Genomic DNA, 18,326 nt, shown 5'->3' on the forward strand with positions numbered 1-18,326 from the left:
ATCAGCGCGCAACCGATCATCCTGAGCGAGCGGAGCGAGCCGAAGGATCCTTAACCGCCGCTCAACATCAACAAAGTGGGGCTTCCCGATGAACATCATCGGGAAGCCCCACTTGCGTATATGAAACGATGGAACCCGGTCCGCCGATCAGCGACCGGTGCCGCCGTACACCACGGCCTCCACCTGATCGGCGTCGAGACCATAGGCGGTATGCAGCGCGCGCACCGCGTCGTCCAGCTGGCTCAGCGGCACGAGCGCGGCGATGCGGATCTCCGAGGTGGAGATCATAAGCACGTTGATGCCCTTGTCGCTCAGCGCGTTGAAGAACTTCGCGGCCAGACCGGAATGGGTCTTCATACCCACGCCCACCACGGCCACCTTGCCCACGGTCTTGTCCACGTCGAACTCGCGGTAGTCCAGATCGTCGTGCGATTTCTGGAGCACCTCCTCGGTCTTCTTGCACGCGGTCTCCGGCACGGTGAAGGAGATGTCCGCGGTGCCGGTGGAGGCGCCGGCCTGCACGATCATGTCCACGTTGATGCCCGCATTGGCGAGTTCGGTGAACACCTTGGCCGCCATGCCCGGCTCGTTCGCCACGCCGCGCACGGTGACCAGCGCCTCGCTGCGGTCGTGCGCCACGCCGGAGATGACCGGGGCCTCGGGGCCGAGATCGGGGAACAGATCGCCCATGGACTTGTTGTTGTCGCTCATTGTTGGTTGCCTTTCAAAAGTTTCGTTTGCGGATCAGTCGAGGTTGGGCAGGGTGCGCGGGTCCACGCCTTCGGGCACGACCAGCGTGCCGGGACGGTGGGAGAACGAGGAGCGCACGTGCAGCGGCATGTCGAAGCGCTGGGCGTACTCCACGCAGCGCAGCGCCAGTACCTTGGAGCCGCAGGAGGCCATCTCGAGGATCGAGTCGTAGTCGATGAAGGGGATTCGGCGCGCGGTGGGCACAATGCGCGGATCGGCGGTGAAGATGCCGTCCACGTCGGTGTAGATCTCGCAGATGTCCGCGCCAAGGGCCACCGCGAGGGCCACCGCGGAGGTGTCCGAACCGCCGCGTCCCAGCGTGGTGGGGTCGCCGTCCTCGTTGATGCCCTGGAAGCCGGCCACGATCGCCACCTCGCCCTCGTCCAGCACCTGCTCGACGCGCTTGGGGCGCACGGCCTTGATGTGCGCGGCGCCGTAGCGGGCGTCGGTGAGGAAGCCGGCCTGCTGGCCGGTGAACGAGTGGGCCTTCGATCCGGCCGCGTGGATGGCCATGGCCAGCAGGCTCATGGAGATGCGCTCGCCCGCGGTCATGAGCATGTCCATCTCGCGCTCGGGCGGGTTGCCGTCGATGCTCATCGCCTGATCGATGAGGTCGTCCGTGGTGTCGCCCATGGCGGAGACCACCACGGCCACCTTGTTGCCCTTCTTTTTGGTTTCGATGATGCGCTTGGCCACGCGCTTGATCGAATCGGTATCGGCGACCGACGAGCCACCGTACTTCTGAACGATGAGAGCCACGACTTTCCAATCTTCTCCGGGATTTCGCCTGCGCCTACACTCCGCGCAAACGCCATAGATTATAAGGGATTGCGCCGTTTGCGGGCGAAACCGAGCCACCATTCGGACAACGAGCCCGCCATGCGCGGATGCCAGACGCCGAGCGCGGACGGCGGGCACAGCCCGCGCACACGCCGGGCGGATACCCGGTGCGATATGGTGGCGTCCCATGGATTCAGTGAAGAAGCAACGCGTGATCTTCGGCCTCCCGATGCTGTTCTGGGGCCTGTGGCTGGCCATCCTGTTCCTGTGGATGGGCCGGTTCGTCATTTCGTTCATGTCCATATACCTGGTCTCCACGATGCACGTGGACGCGGGGCTGGCGGGCACGATCGTGTCCATGTACGGCTTCGGCGGCATCTTCGGCTGCCTGTTCGGCGGGGCCCTGTCCGACCGGTTCGGCCGCGAGCCGATGATCGTGATCGGACAGCTCGGATCGGCCGCCATGCTGGTGATCCTCTCGTTCATCGACGATCCGATCGTCATGGGCGGCATGCTGCTGCTCTACGGGGTGATCTCGTCCCTGCCCACCCCGGCCGTGTCCGCATACATCGCGGACGTGGTGCCGGTCCCCATGCAGAAACGCGCCTACACACTGCAGACGTGGGCGCTGAATTTCGGCTTCGCCACGGGCCCGATCATCGCGAACCACCTGGTCAAGATCTCCTACACGCTCATGTTCTACACGGAGGCGGCCATGCTGACGGCCGTGAGCGTGATGCTGGTCGTCTTCTTCCACCGCATGGGCGTCGATCGGATGCCCTCACCCGCGACCGTCCGGGCGGCCGGGACCACCGGATTACCCGCCGGGGCCGACTCCGCCGCCGGGCCCGACCCCGCGCGCCCACGGAAGCGACCGGTCTCCATGGCGGCCAACTACCGCCGCGCGCTGACCGACTGGCCCCTCATGTCGATGGTCCTGCTCATGTTCGGCTACACGGTCGCCTACTTCCAGATGACCAGCGGCCTGCCGATCGCGATGACGCAGATAGGCCTCGGCACGGACGAGTACTCGCACGTGCTCACCATCAACGGCGGCATCCTGTGCCTGCTGCAGATCCCGGCGATCGCGGTGTTCAACCGCATGAGCAACACGCGCGTGCTGGTACTCGGCATGCTGGTGACCGCGGCGGGCTACATGCTCCAGATCGGCGCGACCTCATGGCACGCCTTCGCGATCGCCGCGGCCCTGTGGACGCTGGGCGAGCTAGGCACGTTCCCGATCGCCGCGACCACGGTGGCGGGTCTTTCCCCGGCCGACGCGCGCGGCACCTACCAGGGCATCTACAACCTCAGCGGCTCAATGTCCCAGGCCATCGCCCCACTGGTGGGAGGATGGGTGATCAGCGGCTTCGGCGCGCACTTCCTGTGGGAGGCATGCACGGCGATGTTCCTGCTGGTGGCGCTGGGACTGCGGCTCACCAAGGGAGCGCGCGAGCGCGCGATGGCGCGCAATCTGCAGGAGCGGCTGGCGTAGGAGCCCGCCGCGTCACACCTCGCGGCGGCCGGCGAGCGCGCGGCCCAGCGTGATCTCGTCAGCGTACTCCAGATCGCTGCCCACGGGCAGACCGCTGGCGAGCCGGGTGACCTTGACGCCCAGCGGCCCGAGCAGACGGCCCAAATACGTGGAGGTCGCCTCGCCCTCGATGTTCGGGTCGAGCGCGAGGATCACCTCGGTCACGCTTCCGTCCTTGAGCCGTTCGAGCAGCTGCGGGATGCGCAGGTCGGCCGGCCCCACGTTGGCCATGGGGTTGATCGCGCCGCCGAGCACGTGGTACATGCCGCGGAATTCGCGCGTGCGCTCGATGCTCATCACGTCCTTGGGCTCCTCCACCACGCAGATCACCGTGTGGTCGCGACGGGGGTCCACGCACACCGGGCAGGGGCTCGTCTCGCACACGTTGCCGCAGATCGCGCAGAACCGCACCTTGGACTTGACCTCGCTGATCGCGTCGGCCAGCGCGCGGGCCTCGTCGTCGGAAGCGCCGAGCAGGTAGAAGGCGATGCGCTGGGCGCCCTTGGGGCCAATGCCGGGCAGACGGGAGAACGCGTCAATCAGGTTCTGGATCGCTCCGTCGTATGCAAGGGCCATGGTTTACTCCTCCTCGCGGGTCTTGCGCTGGACGTTGTTGGGGTTGCGCGGGTCGTCGGCGGCGAATTCCTCCACCTTCTTGACCTCGAAGAGCTTCTTCAGGTCTTCGACGCCCATGGCCGTGGCCTGGCCGAGCACCTCGTCGTTCATCGAGTATTCGTCGTCGTCCGGGTCCACATCGGGACGCATCCCCTGCCCTGCGGCCGATTGCGGATCCGGCTGCCAGCCCGTCCGCTGCTCCGGCCCCGAGACCGGATGCCGGCCCGGATGCGTGGACGGCATCGGGGGCACGGTAGGCACGCTGATCGGCCGCGTCCATGGATCGTCCGGTTCCGGCTCATATGGCATCCCCGCGCCGTCGCCGTCGGGTTCGGGTTCGTACGGCAGCGCCGACGGGCCCTGCGCGGCGGAACCGGGTCCGCCGGCCGGACCGCCCGGGACCGGGTCGGTGGGCAGCGCAATGGGCGGAGCCGCCGGGACCGGATCCGTGGGCAATGCAAACGCATGATGCTGCGGCGGCTGGGCGGACGGCGCGAACGGATGGGTTTGCACGGCGGGGGCGGCGGGCGCATTGGGCGCAATGGGAGCAGCGGACGTCCCGGGCGTCGCCGGGGTTGCAACCGACTGCGTGGGCAGCGGCACCGGAGCCGCGACCGCCGGAGCAGGCGTGGCCCATGGATCGGTGTCGTCGCTCAGATCCGGCACGGCCACATGCTTATGGTGCTCGGGCTGGGGCGTCTCGTGGACGGGCTCGGCGGGCGCAGTCCGATGCTGCGGAGGCGTGGCCCACGGATCATCGTCGGCGTCGGAGGCTCCGGCCGCCGCGGTTCCCGACGCCGATCCCCACGCGACTCCCGCCGATGGACCGGCAGGACCTGATGCCCATGGATCGTCCGAGGGCAGAGCGGAAGAGCCGCCTCGGTGAACGTCGTCGGCGTCGGACGCCGCATGATCTTCAGCGGGTGCCGTGGCGGCATCATCCTTGCCGCGGGCCGCGCCGCCGCCCACCACCGCGGCCAATCCAGCCGCCGCGAGACCGGCGTTCATCATGGCGATCTGCGACTTGATGCGGCGCTGTTCGTCCGCCGGCAGATGGCTCAGGGGCGGGGCGACCTGGCCGTCGGCCATCTTCTCGGTGGGGGCCAGCCTCACCTGCTCGCCGAACATTTTGCGCGTCTCGGCACGCAGGATGTCCACCACCTTGCGCGATCCGTCCACCTCCTCGTCGGACATGGCGATCGCAAAGGCGTACTTGCTCAGCGGCGTGTCGAATTTGATCCACAGCTTGCCCGCACCGGTGTGCGGGTCCTGCCGCAGGTTGATGCGCGGCACCTTGGCGCGCGAGACGTACGCTGCCACATCGGACGGCAGTCCGGCCACCAGGGCGTCCCACTTCTCGTCCGGCGTGCGATTGTCCGGCGCGGCGGGCTGAGACTGAGCGGGCTGAGACTGGGCGGGCTGAGACTGGGCGGGCTGCTCCGGCTGCTCGAACTGGCCGACTTGCCCGGGCTGGGATACCGGACCGGATTGGCCGCCCATGCCAGCCTGACCGGGCTGGGCAAACGGCGCCGCCGGGGCGTTCCCGGGCACGGCGACGGACGCGGAGGCAGGCGCCGATCCGGCTGCGGAGGCATTGGCGTTTGTCTCCTGCTGCCGCGACGATCCGGCGAATCCCCCACGCGGTCTGCGCGAGGACCCCGCGAAACCGCCGCGCTGTGCCGGCACGGGGGCGGACGCACCGCCCGGCGCCGCGGAACCGGATACGCCGGCAGCCGGCCCGGCACCCACACCGGCGGCCGAGCCGCCAGCCTCCGGGGCAGCCGCCACGACCACCGGCCCGGCCAGCAGCCGCGCGGCCAGCAGTTCCAGCCTCATGCGCGGCGAGGTGGCCCCGCTCATAGCACCCAGCGCGGTGTTGATGGTCTCCGCCATGTCGGTGAGCCGCGCGAGGCCCAGCGCCTGCGACTGGCGCTTGAGATCGTCCATGTCCTCGGCCGCCGCATCGTCGCTCAACACGGATTCGGCCTTGGCGCCGCCCAGCGTGAGCACCAGCAGATCGCGCACGCGGGCCAGCAGGTCCTCCACGAACCGGCGCGGATCGAAGCCGCCCACGATCACCTTCTGCACCACTCCGTACAGCGCCTCGCCGTCGCGGCCGATCACCGCGTCCACGGCCTCTCCGATCAGCGCGTCCGGCGTGAAGCCGAGCAGCGCCACCGCGCTGTCCTGCGTGATCACGCCGTCCACAGCCCCGACCATGAGCTGGTCGAGCACAGAAAGCGTGTCTCGCACCGAACCGCCGCCGGCGCGCATGGTGAGCTTGAGCACGCCGGGTTCGGGTTTGATGCCCTCCTTGGCGCAGATGTCCTCCAAGTACGGCCCCATCACCTCGCTAGGCACCAGCCGGAACGGGTAGTGGTGGGTGCGCGAGCGGATGGTACCGATCACCTTGTCCGGCTCTGTGGTGGCGAAGATGAACATCACATGGTCCGGCGGCTCCTCCACGGTCTTGAGCAGCGCGTTGAAGCCCTGCGGGGTGACCATGTGGGCCTCGTCGAGGATGAAGATCTTGTAGCGGTCGCGCGCAGGCATGGCGGCCACGCGGTCGCGCAGCTCACGGGCGTCGTCCACGCCGTTATGGCTGGCCGCGTCGATCTCCACCACGTCGATCGATCCGGGGCCGCCGGTGGCCAGGTCGCGGCAGCTTTCGCATTCGCCGCACGGATGGGAGGTGGGGCCCTTCGCGCAGTTGACGCATCGGGCCAGGATGCGCGCGGAGCTGGTCTTGCCGCAGCCGCGCGGACCGGAGAACAGATAGGCGTGCGTGAGCTTGTTCTCGTCCAGGGCGCGCATGAGCGGCACGGTGACCTGGTCCTGCCCGATCACCCCCTCGAACGTGTCCGGCCTATACCGCCGATACAGCGCCAACGCCATGGAGTCCTCCCATAAGTTTCCGTCTTGCGAAATCCTACAAACACTACCCTCTAACCTACCGTCACCCGGCTATAGGGCGCGCATGTCCCGCCGAACGGTCCGTATGGGCCGCTCAGTCCCGCGTGAACGCGCCGGTGAACGGGTCCCGTCCGTCGCGCCGCAGCATCGCCTCCACGTCCCGATCCGTCCTGCGGGCCTCGGCCGCCGCCACCGCGGGCGGGACCAGCACCCTCAGGGCGCGGTCGCAGGCGGTCACCTTGACCGGCAGATGGCCCACGTACTCGCCGTCGGCCATGAGCACGGGCGGATCGGCACCCTCGGACGCCCGCGTGATCTCGATCTCGCGGATGCGCCGCCAGCTGAATATGCGACACCCGAGCAGCCGGTCGCCGTACGCCTTGGACACCGCCTGCGCGCATTCGGGCAGGTTCGGCATGTGGTTGATCCAGATCAGGTCCAGCTGGCCGTCCGCGAACAGCGAGTACGGGGAGACCTGGATGCCGCCGCCGATGTGACGCGAATTGGCCACGGTCAGCAGCGGCGTGACGATGTCCATCTCCTCAACCTCGCCGTCCACAGGCGTGACGCGCACATGGTACCCGTAGCTTTTGAGCCGGGTGAGTTCCACGAGCACGGCCGAAAGGTAGCGCAGGGTGCCGCTGGGCAGCCGCGAATGGTTGGCCCGGTCGTTGATGCTCGCGTCAAGCCCGCAGGACAGCATGCCGGCGTAGTACCGGTCGATCGGCGCCTCGGAATGCTCCACGGCGTCGATCTCCGCCCCCGTGCTGGGCTCCACGGCCCGGCCGCCCGGCATGGACACCACATGGCCCATGTCCACGTCGATGTGCGATCCGCGCACGATCGCGCCCACGATGCCCTCCACCGCCACCTCGACGCGGTCGATGGGCAGTCTGAGCCCGCGCGCGAAGTCGTTTCCGGATCCGATCGCCACAATGCCGAGTGGTTTGCCGCTGTTGCCCACCGCGTTGGCGCCGAGCGCGATCATGCCGTCGCCGCCCACCACCACCAGATGGTCGTAGCGGTCGGCCTCGGTCCGCGCGCGGTTCAGGGAGTCGTCGAAGCTGGTCCCGGTCAGGTCGATGACGCCGAATCCGTGGACCTCGCCGGCCCGTTCGAGCAGTTCGATCACCTGCGCGTCGATTTTGGCGCCGCGGCCCTTGTCCGAGGTCGGGTTGCCGATCACCGCCACTGTCCCGTGCTGTTGAGTCATACCGTTCAAGATAACCCAGCGGGCGCGGACCACGCCAGCCTCGCCGGATCACGCGCAGTTCTGCGGCCCGGCACGCGACTTGCCGAGCACCTCCGGCACGAAGGGGATGCCCGTGCGCGCGGAGACGGTCACCGTGGCGTCGCCGGAGGCGGCCACGTCGCATGCCGTCAACGCAACGTCCCCGTACGGCTCAAGCGCGTCCGCGGCCGCGGAACACGGATCCGCACGCCCTTCGTCCCAAGCCGTGGCCACGGCGATGGCGGCTCCCTCGGCTGCGGTTCCGGCGCGGGACCGGCACAGCAGCAGATGCCCGATCGCCGCGATCGCGCACAGCAGCACGGCGGCGAGCAGAATCAGCGCCGCGCCCACGATGGTCATTGAGCCCCGATCGGAGCGTTGCAGCGGATGCGCGCGATTCATTGCCGGAATCCGATCGCGAAACCCTCCACGGCGGCGGGGATCACGCCCAGCGGCCCCGGCAGCACGGGGCAGCGGGTGCGCACCTCGTATCGATCGCCAAGATCGTCGATCGTGAGCGTGGAGCCATCGGCGGCGGCCTGGACCAGGTCTTGCCAGTCACGGTCCGTCCCGCCGCCGGTGACGAGTTGGCGGGCAACCGTGCGGGCCGCCTCCTGGCAGTCCAGGGACACCGCGATGGTCCGGGTCAGCGCCAGCAGCAGCATGGCCATGACCATCACCGCCGGCAGCACGACCGCGAACTCCGCGGTGACCGACCCCCGATCGGACGGGTTCCGCACGGCGCCGTTCATCAGCCGACCTTCAGGGCGTTCTGGATGAGCTTGAGGAGGAGCTGCTTGATCTGGTCGGACTTGACGATGGTCAGCAGCACCACGGCGAAGGCGGCCGCGGCCACAATCACCACCGCGTATTCGGCGGTCACCGCGCCCTTCTCCGGCTCGGCGGCCACGGTCCTCAGACGGGCATCGAGCATGCATACGCGGCGATGCACGCCGTTGCGCAGACGGGTGAGGACTCCGGCCGATTGGACGGATCCGGAGGAGGTTTCGGGGGACATGGTTGCGAGGGTCATGGTTGGTCCTTTCATTGGGCTTGCCCCGGCCGGTCGACCGGAGCTACGGGCCACCATGCATGATTCGACGGTTGAATTAATTGGTTTTCGACCCATGTGGTCGAATGTGCCCCCCTATCGTGATTTCGGGCGTGTCGCGCCGGGGAAACGGTTACCAGCCGACGTCCTGATACACGTCATCCTGATAACCCACGGCCATGTTGCTGGCCACCTCGCACGCACGCACCTTCGGATCGCGCTTATTGTACGAGAACTCGTCACTCCGGCGCTCACGCTGAAAATCCTCGGCCGTATACGACTTCGGAACGACCTCGGCACGCTGCAGGCAATCGACGAATTGCACATACGGGTCCTGGTACAGGTTCGGATTGCCGATCTGCACGTTGTATACCATGGCGACATACAGCACCTCCGCCGTATGGCACGGCACGGAAACCGCGGAAAAGGCGCCCACCTTCTCACTGCTGCCGGTCAACCCTCGCTGGGCGTACAGGCCATTGGAATAGCGATCGAGCTCCGGCTCGGGCTGGCCCTTGTCCACCACGCACTGTCTGTAATTCGCCCATGTCTTCTCGTAATCGGACGCGGAAATGGAGCCAGCCTGCACGGACCGCTCAAGAATGGCGATTTGCCGATCGGAGACCCGCCCGGATTTCTTTGGCGAACCCGAGGTTCTTTTCAAGCCATTCCCGCTGCGTCGCAGCGAACCGTTCCGAGGTCTTCCGCGTGATGGTCTCCGAGCCGGACGCGGACGAAGGGGACTGACCAGCCGCGTCGCCGGCGGACGAACCGCCGGCGCAACCGGCCACGCACAGCAAGACGGCGGCAGACAACGCAGCAACTTTAACGGACTTCATTGCCGTTCCTTCCGCTTATGATCCACGAAATCGGGGTTCGCACGATCTTCATTGACGACTGACAATCCCGATGGCATCATCATAGGCGCACCGCCCATGGAGGCCGGAACCGGTATGCGCGTTTCGTTCACCAAACCCCCTCCTCCCCGGATTTCGCCATAAAATCCACACATTTGCAGGCGGCGCATCCCCACCGACTTCGCGGAAACACGGACTTGCGGCGCCGAAGCTATAGTGGATGCCAACAAAGGCGCAAAACTTGGGGAAAGGGGGTGCTATGAACACCGCAGATCGAACACGAACGGCTGCGACCCAGCGCCCAGCCACCCCGCGGCCGTTCACCATGGGCATCGTGAACGCGGACGCCCTGGCCATGCGGACCCTGCGCGAAATCATAGCGGACATGGTTGCCGAAGCGCATGTGCTGTGGACGGAAAGCAGCGGACGCGAAGCAGTGGAACATTGCCTCAGGGACCACAGAAAACCCGATCTGGTACTCATCGACCTGTTGCTTCAAGGGCTCAAAGGCGCGGACACATGCCTGCTGATCCGCCGCAAGTCGGCGCGGATCAAGCTGCTTGCCACGCAAACCTTCCCCATGGGGGATTCCCGGAGCATCGCCATACGGGCCGGCGCTCAGGGACTGGTATGCAAGGACGATGACGGTGTGATCGTAGGGGCCCTGCGAACGGTGGCCTCGGGCGGCGTGATGCCGGGCTTTCCCACCGCCGAAGAGGCGCATCATCGGGCCGTGGAGCGGCTGGGCATGGCCGACGGCCGGCTCACGGTCAAGGAGATGGAGATTCTGGACTTGATGGTGGACGACGTGGCGAGCGCGGGAATCTGCGCCTCCCTCGGCATCACCCCCGGCACATTGCGCCGGCATTTGCAGAGCATTCGCGGCAAACTGCACGCCGGCAACAACGTGCAGGCCGTTCTGACCTGGCTCAAGGGCGAATGATCCAACCGGCCCATCCCTCAGCCGAACAGTTCGAAGCCGAAGGAGGCGATGGCCGGGACGATGCCGATCAGAATGAACGAGGGCAGGAAGCACAGGCCGGTGGGCACCAGCATGCGCACGCCGAGCTTGGCCGCGGCCTCCTCGATGCGGCGGCGGGAGTCCTTGTCGATCTGCTCCGCCGCGGCCTCGATGTGCGGCAGGGGCGAGCTGCCATGGCGCCAGGAGGGCTCCAGCGTATCCGCCACCAGCATCATGAGCGGGCCGAACCGTTCGTCGCCGCAGGCCAGCGCCCACGCGTTGGGCCATCCGGCTCCCCTGTGCAGCGCCGCCGCGGTGCGGATCATGAGCCCGCCGCACTCCCCGCCCCATGCGGTTCCCACGGCGTCGAGCGCCCGCGGGATCGAGGCGCCCTGGCGGATCGACACCGCCAACATCTCCAGCAGCAGGGTGGCCGAGGGCGCCGTACGATCGCCATCATCCTGCGCGCGCTTGAGCCGCCCCGCCCCTCCATCGCCCGGCCACAGCCACATCGCGGCACCGGCGAGCGCCGCGGAGACGATCATCATGCCGTTCATCGCAACTCCCCCATGCTCGCCGCTGCCATGGCCGCAAGCAGCCGGCGCGTCCAGATCATGCCGGCCGCATAGAAGCCCAATCCCAGCCCCAGGCAGACCCACCCGAACACGGACGACGTCATCCACGCCAGCGGATGCGCGCCCATCGCCTCGCCCATGATCACGGTGAGCACCGGCAGACCGGTGAGCAACCGGACCGTGGATTCAGGCCCGGCCATCATCTCGCGGCGGCGATCGTCGAGCAGGCGGGTGCGCCGGTACGCCACGCCCACCGCCTCCAGGCATCGCGACGCCTCGCAGCCCAGTTCGTCGCTCAGCGTGCAGGCGGCCTCAAGCTGGCGGGCCGCGTCGCGGATGTGCGCCTCATCGTCATGATCGTCCGCGCGGCGGGACAGGGCTTCCCCGGCGCGGCGGGCGCTGATGCGGGGCGTCGCAAACCGGCGGCCGGCCTGTTCCTCGAACGCCTCGGTCACCGTGGCCCCGTTGCGCACGGATGCGACCATGGCGGCGATCGCCAGCGCGATTCCCAAGGCCATGGGCCGATGCCTGCCGTACCGGGCGAAGGTGTCCAGCCGGCCGGCCCTGCCGTCGCGGGCGGACAGCCACAGGCCGACCGCGAGGCCGGTCATCAGGGCCGCGAGCGCGATCATGGCCGGCGCCTTCCCGCAGCCGGCGGGGCGGGTACGGGTGCAACGGAGCGGCCGGACTGGGGCATGCCCACGCCCAGCCCCCACCGGGCGGCGAACGCGCGCCAGGACGGGTGGTATCGCGGCGTGCCCAGCCCGTCCCATGTGGCCAGCGGCACGCCCTTGAGCGCACCGGAGCCATCCGTTGCAAGGCAGCCGATGGACACCAGCCGGCGGCCCACATCCATGCGTTCCAGATGCAGCACCGCATCGAACGCACCCTCGGCGAACATGGCGAGCGTGCCCGGATCCAACCCGGCGAGCAGACCCAGCGCGGCCAATCTGGATGGTACACGGGCCACGCCGTCCGCGTGCAGGGTGGCCATGCCGCCGTGATGGCCGGAATTGAACGCGCGCAGCAGATCGGCGATCTCCTCGCCGCGGCACTCGCCGAGCACCACGCGGTCCGGTCTCATGCGCAGCGTGGCCTTGACGAGCGCGGGCAAGCCGATCGCGCCGGCGCCCTCCACATTCGCCTCGCGCGTGACCAGCGAGACATGATTGGGATGGTCGAATCCGCCCAGCTCGCGCACCTCCTCCACGGTGATGATGCGCTCGGTCTGCGGGCATTCGGCGAGCAGGGCCTTGAGCAGCGTGGTCTTGCCGGTTCCGGTGCCGCCGGTCACGAGCAGGCTTGCGCGGGCGCGGACCAGCCGGCGCAGCACGTTCATCCATGCGGCGGGCATGAGGCCGCCGGCGCACAGCTGCGTCAGATGGGCGGTGACGCGGTCGGGGAATCGGATGGAGATGGAGGCGCCCTGCGGCACGATCGGCGCGATGACCGCATGCACACGGATGCCGCCGGGGGTGGAGGCGTCGGCGATCGGGCAGGAGTCGTCCAGTCGGCGGCCCAGCTGGGAGCACAGCTGCACGGCGTATTCGCGGATCACCTGCGGGTCGCGCAATGGCAGGGCGACCTGCTCCTCGCGCATGCCGTCGCCGCGGTCCACCCACACGCCGCCATCGCAGGTGACCGCCACGTCAGTGACCTTGGGATCGTTCGCGAGCGCGGACAGCGGGCCGAAGTGCGGCAGATCGGACTCACGCCGTTCCGCGGGCATGACCGGTCTCCCGCTCAACCAGTTCGGCGAGCGCGTCATAGGTTTTCCGGTATTCGCGCGGAATCCGCTCAACGCCCATGCCGTCAAGCAGCGCGGCGCACAGGGATGGCTTGGGCTCGATCGCATCCTCCACGCGGTGATGCAGGTACGCCTCCGCCTGTCCGGCGTCCAGCCGCGGGGCCCGGCGAGGCATGCCGCGCGGGTGCACGCCCAGCAGCCACAGGGGGCCCGCCGTATCCCCCGTGCGGACGGGACCGCCGATTCCGCCGATCAGCGTGCGAGCGCGGGCCAGCCCCAGAACGGACATCTCCACCACCAGCAGTATGGCGGCGCGGGCGAGGGAGGGAACCTGCTCAAGGCCACGACCGTCGCCGCCGTCGACGACCACCAGATCGTGCACCTGCGACAGCGCGGCCACGGCGGCCTCCAACTCCCACCATTGCGCGGGCTCGCCATTCCACGGATCGGCGGCCAGCACGCTCACGTTCCCCCATTTGGGCAGCTCCTGCCTGAGCGCATCGCCTTCGAGCCTGCCCAACGGCGCCTCCACGTCGCTCATGCGCATGCCCTGCTCCCGCTCCAAGCCCAGCAGCACGTCCAGCCCACCGCGCGTGCGGTCGGCATCCATGAGCGCGCAGGCATGGCCACGTTCGGACAGAGCGAGCGCGAGCATGGAAGCGCACACGCTCAGTCCCACGCCTCCGCTGGCGGACAGGCACAGAATGATGTTGCCGTCGTCCGCCGTGTCGATAGCCGTTTCGGGCAGACGGGCGGGGTTGGCATCCGCCAGTCGCATAGGCGGGCGGACAGCGGCGGAATGGCGCGGGCCGGAGCTTCGCCCGGTTGCCGCGGATGGCGCGACAGGGTTCGCAACGGGCTGGAGGCCGGGCTGCGCGGCGCCGCGGGAGGTCTGGGATGCGCCGGACGACGGGTAATAGCGGGTCGGCGGTTTGGGGATGGAGGGGGAATCCGAGGGCTGCGGCTGTTGGCCGTACTGGGTGTATTGAGTGTTCATGCCCCGATGGAACGGCCGGGGCGACGTTGCGGGCAAGTCCGGCGGGCCTCTGTGCGCGGATGTACCCCCCGAAGGCCCTGTTTTCGGCGTGTCGCGAGACACATTCGCGCACAGAGGGGTGGTGTGGTCGAATGTGGGGCGCCGAGCAAATCGGGGCGGGAGCCGAGGTGCGGGCCAGGATCGCCTAAGCAGGATCGCCACATGAGACGCCACTTGAAACGCCACTTGAAACGAATGCCGGCAGAACGCCGGATGATTCGGGCACACTCGATTGGCCGACGTCACGACGGGATCCGCTGGATCCAACAAGTGGATCTGCCGAAGCCACCCAGTTCGCAGTACAAACTGGCATATCAGACTGGGCAGATCCAGTCATTCGATTTCCAAACTGGGCAAATCATGTCCGTTACGCGCCGAAATTGGGCCCCAGATGACCAGATCTGCCCAATTCGCAAATGTCGCGTTCCGATCTGCCCAGTTTGCGCCATGTTGGCACCCAGTCGGGGGCGCGAACTGGGCGGATCCGGCCATGTGCGCGGCCCTGCGCGGGACGGATGCGTCACGGGGTGCGGGCTGGGCGTCACCGGGAGCGAACTGCGTCACGCGGCGCGAGCGCACCCGGTGACGGGATCCGAAAACCGTTGCGGCACAAGGCCTCCCGGACGGCGTCACAGGGTGCGATCGCGCCGCGTGACGTCAATCGCGCCGCGTGACGCCCCGATCGCGCCCAGCGACGCCACGCTCGCACCGCGTGACGCCGCGACCGCCCCAGTGACGTCCGACCGCACCGCGTGACTCAAGTCGCGTCGCCCTCATCCGCACCGCGTGGGGCTCAAGTCACACCGCCCCGTCTGTCTGGCGCATGTCCAGCGCCCGCTCATGGATCGCGATAGCCGAGGCGATCATCCGCCCGCGTCCCACGCATGTCCTCACCTGCATCGCGCCACCTGCGCCCGCATCGCACCCGACCTGCGCCCGCAAAAGGACCGCGCTGTGCGATCGCACACGGCAGCGGATACGACACGCCGCTCCTCATCGGCCAATCCGCGCGCAATCGACCACAGCCGCACAGTCGCATTGGCGTCAATCGTTATATGCGCACATAAAACGATTGTCATACGATCAAAAACCACCCAATCGCACATGAAGCGGACAAGGAACGCGACGATCCGCGACTGACTTGCACATATGGCGGAGGGCGAATAATCTACCAACTACAAGGACAACTTCACAGAGCAGACCCACAAAGGTTATGGTCACGAGGACTGTTCCGTTGAGCGGGTATTGGATAGACTTACCGTTACGACGAGGATGTTGTGCAGAGATTCTGCTCATGAAAAGGGTTCTTGCATAAGAGGGCTCCCCTATCCGGGAGTCCTCTTTTTTTGTTATGCAAAGCGAGAAGCGGAAAGAGGAAAGAGGAAAGCCGTCGCATCCGATCCGCTCACTTTGCACGTCATCGGGCACGGAATGAGCAAATCCAATGTCCTACAGCCCAAAATCGGCCACAGGACAGCGAATCTGCTCACTCTACATCGAGCCGGAACCAGAATGAGCGGATCCGATGGGTGACGCACTCGATGCGCACTCACTGTGACCAGCGCACGTCAATGCGCTCCCCGCACATCCGATCCGCCCATCAGTTTTGCTCATTCCGCATGGATTCCGATGCGCAATGAGCGGATCCGATGATCGTCCTGGTCCTCGGGCTCCGCGATCCTCCGCCCAGCCCCGATCATCCAACCGCGATCTGCCCAGTTCATGGCGCAAACTGGGCAGATCGGGATCCCGGCCCAACAAACTGGGCAAATCCGGTCATCTGGACGTCGAATTGGGCCTCCAGATGGACAGATTTGCCCAGTTTGCGAAATCAGCGTTCCGATCTGCCCAGTTTGCACTGCCCAGTTTGCACTGCCCAGTTCCGGTCTGCCCAGTTCGTATGAGTATGAGCCCCAAACCCACCCACCAAACCCGCCGCCAACCGGCCGTAAGTTAAATGATGTTGAATTCTGCCGGCCCTCTGCCGTGTCACAGCCCCGAACCCCTAAAGTAAGATGTATGGCCCAAATATTCGATGCACCCTCCAAGGCGATTCTGCGATCCCAGATCGCGGAGCACATCGCCGAAACCGATAAAACCGACAAGCGCGAGTCGGACGCGGCCGAGCAGCCGCTGCCCGACAACCGCTTCTTCGACCGCGAGCTGAGCTGGCTGCTGTTCAACAAGCGCGTGCTGGAGCTCGCCGAGGACGAGACCCTGCCCACGCTGGAGCGCGCGAGCTTCGCCGCCATCTTCGCCAGCAACCTTGACGAGTTCTTCATGGTCCGCGTCGCCGGCCTCAAGCGCCGCATCGACACCGGCATCGCCGTGCCCTCCGCCGCCGGCCTGAGCCCGCGCCAGGAGCTGCGCGCGATCAGCGAGCAGGCCCATCGCCTGCAGGACGAGCACGCCCACTACGTGATCGACCACATCCTTCCGGACCTCGCCAAGGAGAACGTCGTCCTCCTGAGCTGGGACAAGCTCACCGGCCCCGAGCAGGAGCGCCTGTCGCGCTACTACCGCCAGCAGGTCTTCCCCGTGCTCACCCCGCTCGCCGTGGACCCGGCCCACCCGTTCCCGTACATCTCCGGCAACTCGCTGAACCTGGCCGTGATCGTGGAGAACCCCACCTCCGGCAAGTCGCACTTCGCCCGCGTCAAGATCCCCGGAAACCTCAACCGTCTGGTGCCGGTGGACGATCTGACGGATGAGGAGAGCCGCGAGGAGCGCTATGGCTTCATCACCATGGAGAACCTCATCATCGCGCACCTCGAATCCCTGTTCCCGGGCATGATCATCAAGGAGGCCCGCTCCTTCCGCGTCACCCGCAACGAGGACATCGACGTGGAGGAGGATGACGCCGAGAACCTGCTCAACGCCATGGAGAAGGAGCTGCTGCGCCGTCGCTTCGGACCGCCGATCCGTCTGGAGATCTCGGACAACGCGAGCCCGTTCCTCTCCCAGCTGCTGGCCGACCAGCTCGGCGTGACCGCAGACGAGGTCTACCGTCTGCCCGCCCCGCTCGACTTCACCGTGCTGTTCGAGCTCGGCGGCATCGACCGTCCGGACCTCAAGTACCGCCCGTTCATCCCGACCACGAACCGCCAGATCGCCGAGGTCGAGTCGAGCCGTGCGCAGGACATCTTCGCCGCCATCCGCGAGCACGACATCCTGCTGCACCACCCCTACGACTCCTTCTCCACCTCCGTGCAGGCGTTCCTGGCGCAGGCCGCGGCCGACCCGAACGTGCTGGCCATCAAGCAGACCCTGTACCGCACCAGCTCCAACTCCCCGATCGTGGACGCGCTGATCGACGCCGCCCACGCCGGCAAGCAGGTGCTGGCCCTGGTGGAGATCAAGGCCCGCTTCGACGAGGACGCCAACATCGCCTGGGCCCGCAAGCTCGAGCGCGCCGGCGTGCACGTGGTCTACGGCATCGTGGGCCTCAAGACCCACTGCAAGCTCATCGAGGTGGTTCGTCAGGAGGCGGACGGCCTTCGCCGCTACTGCCACGTGGGCACGGGCAACTACAACCCGAAGACCGCCCGCATCTACACCGATCTGGGTCTGCTGACCTGCGATCCGGTGGTGGGCCAGGATCTGACCCGTCTGTTCAACCAGCTGTCCGGCTACGCGCCGAAGTCCAGCTTCCACCGTCTGCTGGTCGCCCCGCGCACCATCCGCACTGGCCTGATCGCCCGCATCCGCCGCGAGGAGGATGCCGCGAAGGCCGGCAAGGAGGCCTGGATCAAGATCAAGGTCAACTCCCTGGTGGACGAGAAGACGATCGACGCCCTGTACCGCGCCAGCCAGGCCGGCGTGAAGATCGACGTGGTGGAGCGCGGCATCTGCGCCCTGAAGCCCGGCGTTCCCGGCCTGTCCGAGAACATCCGCGTGCGTTCGATCCTGGGCCGCTTCCTGGAGCACGCCCGCATCTACGCCTTCTGCAACTCCAACGGCCCGCAGATCGGCGAAGGCCCGATCTCCGGCCCCGAGGTGTGGATCGGCTCCGCGGACCTCATGCACCGCAACCTCGACCGTCGTGTGGAGGCGCTGGTGCGCGTGAGCGATCCGGAGCAGGTGGACGAGCTGATCAAGTACGTGGATCTGCAGATGGCGGACACCACGAGCTCCTGGCACATGCAGCCGGACGGCACCTACGTGCGCCACTCCACGGACGAGGAGGGCCACCCGCTGGTCGACGCGCAGGACTACCTGATCCGCAAGCACACGCGCGGTCCGCGCAGCAACCACTGATCCGACAGCGGATGCGTTC

General features: G+C 67.3%; 16 protein-coding genes. 3 read left to right on the plus strand and 13 right to left on the minus strand.

Annotation, left to right across the window (positions count from 1 at the left end; translation table 11 throughout):
- Positions 1-147: 147 nt before the first annotated feature.
- A complete protein-coding gene (locus EMO90_RS05680) occupies positions 148-711 on the minus strand; it encodes an ACT domain-containing protein (protein WP_150354398.1) in 564 nt (187 codons plus the stop codon).
- 33 nt (positions 712-744) lie between these two features.
- Positions 745-1,509, minus strand: coding sequence for an aspartate kinase (locus EMO90_RS05685; RefSeq protein ID WP_150354399.1), 765 nt, complete (start codon positions 1,507-1,509; stop codon positions 745-747).
- A 208-nt stretch (positions 1,510-1,717) separates the two neighbouring features.
- Between EMO90_RS05685 and EMO90_RS05690 the strand changes: the two genes are divergently transcribed.
- Positions 1,718-3,025 carry an MDR family MFS transporter gene (locus EMO90_RS05690; protein ID WP_150354400.1) on the plus strand — a complete coding sequence of 436 codons (1,308 nt, stop codon included), beginning with the start codon at positions 1,718-1,720 and terminating at the stop codon, positions 3,023-3,025.
- Positions 3,026-3,037: 12 nt separating this feature from the next.
- On the opposite strand, the gene recR is transcribed toward EMO90_RS05690, so the two are convergent.
- The 7 genes from recR to EMO90_RS05725 all read right to left on the minus strand — a co-directional run bounded on the left by recR (position 3,038) and on the right by EMO90_RS05725 (position 9,538).
- Entirely contained in the window at positions 3,038-3,640 is a 603-nt protein-coding gene (recR, locus tag EMO90_RS05695) for a recombination mediator RecR (RefSeq protein ID WP_150354401.1), read from the minus strand.
- A 3-nt stretch (positions 3,641-3,643) separates the two neighbouring features.
- A complete protein-coding gene (dnaX, locus tag EMO90_RS05700; RefSeq protein WP_150354402.1) occupies positions 3,644-6,574 on the minus strand; it encodes a DNA polymerase III subunit gamma/tau in 2,931 nt (976 codons plus the stop codon).
- Between the two features lie 112 nt (positions 6,575-6,686).
- Positions 6,687-7,805, minus strand: a complete 1,119-nt coding sequence (locus EMO90_RS05705; protein ID WP_150354403.1) for a diacylglycerol/lipid kinase family protein — start codon at positions 7,803-7,805, stop codon at positions 6,687-6,689.
- 48 nt (positions 7,806-7,853) lie between these two features.
- Entirely contained in the window at positions 7,854-8,183 is a 330-nt protein-coding gene (locus EMO90_RS05710; protein WP_190972043.1) for a pilus assembly protein TadE, read from the minus strand.
- A 38-nt stretch (positions 8,184-8,221) separates the two neighbouring features.
- Positions 8,222-8,575 carry a TadE/TadG family type IV pilus assembly protein gene (locus EMO90_RS05715; RefSeq protein WP_150354405.1) on the minus strand — a complete coding sequence of 118 codons (354 nt, stop codon included), beginning with the start codon at positions 8,573-8,575 and terminating at the stop codon, positions 8,222-8,224.
- On the minus strand, positions 8,575-8,856 hold the full coding sequence (locus EMO90_RS05720; protein WP_150354406.1) for a DUF4244 domain-containing protein: 282 nt from the start codon (positions 8,854-8,856) through the stop codon (positions 8,575-8,577). Before EMO90_RS05720 ends, EMO90_RS05715 begins: the two co-directional genes overlap by 1 nt.
- Before the next feature lie 151 nt (positions 8,857-9,007).
- Positions 9,008-9,538 carry a hypothetical protein gene (locus tag EMO90_RS05725; RefSeq protein WP_150354407.1) on the minus strand — a complete coding sequence of 177 codons (531 nt, stop codon included), beginning with the start codon at positions 9,536-9,538 and terminating at the stop codon, positions 9,008-9,010.
- 527 nt (positions 9,539-10,065) lie between these two features.
- Between EMO90_RS05725 and EMO90_RS05730 the strand changes: the two genes are divergently transcribed.
- A complete protein-coding gene (locus EMO90_RS05730; RefSeq protein WP_190973679.1) occupies positions 10,066-10,674 on the plus strand; it encodes a LuxR C-terminal-related transcriptional regulator in 609 nt (202 codons plus the stop codon).
- A gap of 17 nt (positions 10,675-10,691) precedes the next feature.
- On the opposite strand, the gene EMO90_RS05735 is transcribed toward EMO90_RS05730, so the two are convergent.
- Genes EMO90_RS05735 through EMO90_RS05750 form a run of 4 tightly spaced genes read right to left on the minus strand, consistent with a single transcriptional unit; the run spans position 10,692 to position 14,011 of the window.
- Positions 10,692-11,249, minus strand: coding sequence for a type II secretion system F family protein (locus EMO90_RS05735; protein ID WP_150354409.1), 558 nt, complete (start codon positions 11,247-11,249; stop codon positions 10,692-10,694).
- Positions 11,246-11,899 (minus strand): type II secretion system F family protein, encoded by a 654-nt coding sequence (locus EMO90_RS05740; RefSeq protein WP_150354410.1) that lies wholly within the window; start codon positions 11,897-11,899, stop codon positions 11,246-11,248. Before EMO90_RS05740 ends, EMO90_RS05735 begins: the two co-directional genes overlap by 4 nt.
- Complete coding sequence (locus tag EMO90_RS05745; protein ID WP_150354411.1) at positions 11,896-12,996, minus strand: CpaF family protein; 1,101 nt, start codon at positions 12,994-12,996, stop codon at positions 11,896-11,898. Before EMO90_RS05745 ends, EMO90_RS05740 begins: the two co-directional genes overlap by 4 nt.
- Positions 12,977-14,011: a P-loop NTPase gene (locus EMO90_RS05750; RefSeq protein ID WP_150354412.1), complete on the minus strand. Its 1,035-nt coding sequence runs from the start codon at positions 14,009-14,011 to the stop codon at positions 12,977-12,979. The genes EMO90_RS05745 and EMO90_RS05750 overlap by 20 nt, the downstream gene beginning before the upstream one ends.
- A 2,058-nt stretch (positions 14,012-16,069) precedes the next feature.
- Between EMO90_RS05750 and EMO90_RS05755 the strand changes: the two genes are divergently transcribed.
- Positions 16,070-18,307 (plus strand): RNA degradosome polyphosphate kinase, encoded by a 2,238-nt coding sequence (locus EMO90_RS05755; RefSeq protein ID WP_150354413.1) that lies wholly within the window; start codon positions 16,070-16,072, stop codon positions 18,305-18,307.
- The last annotated feature ends 19 nt before the right edge of the window (positions 18,308-18,326 follow it).

It is taken from the genome of Bifidobacterium vespertilionis (genome assembly GCF_008698145.1).
Taxonomy (GTDB): domain Bacteria; phylum Actinomycetota; class Actinomycetes; order Actinomycetales; family Bifidobacteriaceae; genus Bifidobacterium; species Bifidobacterium vespertilionis.

Bases quoted from the DNA above. Each gene is read 5' to 3' on its own strand.
- EMO90_RS05680 (WP_150354398.1), bottom strand. From the start codon at position 711: ATGAGCGACAACAACAAGTCCATGGGCGATCTGTTCCCCGATCTCGGC.
- EMO90_RS05755 (WP_150354413.1), top strand. From the start codon at position 16,070: ATGGCCCAAATATTCGATGCACCCTCCAAGGCGATTCTGCGATCCCAG.
- EMO90_RS05710 (WP_190972043.1), bottom strand. From the start codon at position 8,183: ATGACCATCGTGGGCGCGGCGCTGATTCTGCTCGCCGCCGTGCTGCTG.
- EMO90_RS05750 (WP_150354412.1), bottom strand. From the start codon at position 14,011: ATGAACACTCAATACACCCAGTACGGCCAACAGCCGCAGCCCTCGGAT.
- EMO90_RS05690 (WP_150354400.1), top strand. From the start codon at position 1,718: ATGGATTCAGTGAAGAAGCAACGCGTGATCTTCGGCCTCCCGATGCTG.
- EMO90_RS05740 (WP_150354410.1), bottom strand. From the start codon at position 11,899: ATGATCGCGCTCGCGGCCCTGATGACCGGCCTCGCGGTCGGCCTGTGG.
- recR (WP_150354401.1), bottom strand. From the start codon at position 3,640: ATGGCCCTTGCATACGACGGAGCGATCCAGAACCTGATTGACGCGTTC.
- EMO90_RS05715 (WP_150354405.1), bottom strand. From the start codon at position 8,575: ATGAACGGCGCCGTGCGGAACCCGTCCGATCGGGGGTCGGTCACCGCG.
- EMO90_RS05745 (WP_150354411.1), bottom strand. From the start codon at position 12,996: ATGCCCGCGGAACGGCGTGAGTCCGATCTGCCGCACTTCGGCCCGCTG.
- dnaX (WP_150354402.1), bottom strand. From the start codon at position 6,574: ATGGCGTTGGCGCTGTATCGGCGGTATAGGCCGGACACGTTCGAGGGG.
- EMO90_RS05705 (WP_150354403.1), bottom strand. From the start codon at position 7,805: ATGACTCAACAGCACGGGACAGTGGCGGTGATCGGCAACCCGACCTCG.
- EMO90_RS05735 (WP_150354409.1), bottom strand. From the start codon at position 11,249: ATGAACGGCATGATGATCGTCTCCGCGGCGCTCGCCGGTGCCGCGATG.
- EMO90_RS05720 (WP_150354406.1), bottom strand. From the start codon at position 8,856: ATGACCCTCGCAACCATGTCCCCCGAAACCTCCTCCGGATCCGTCCAA.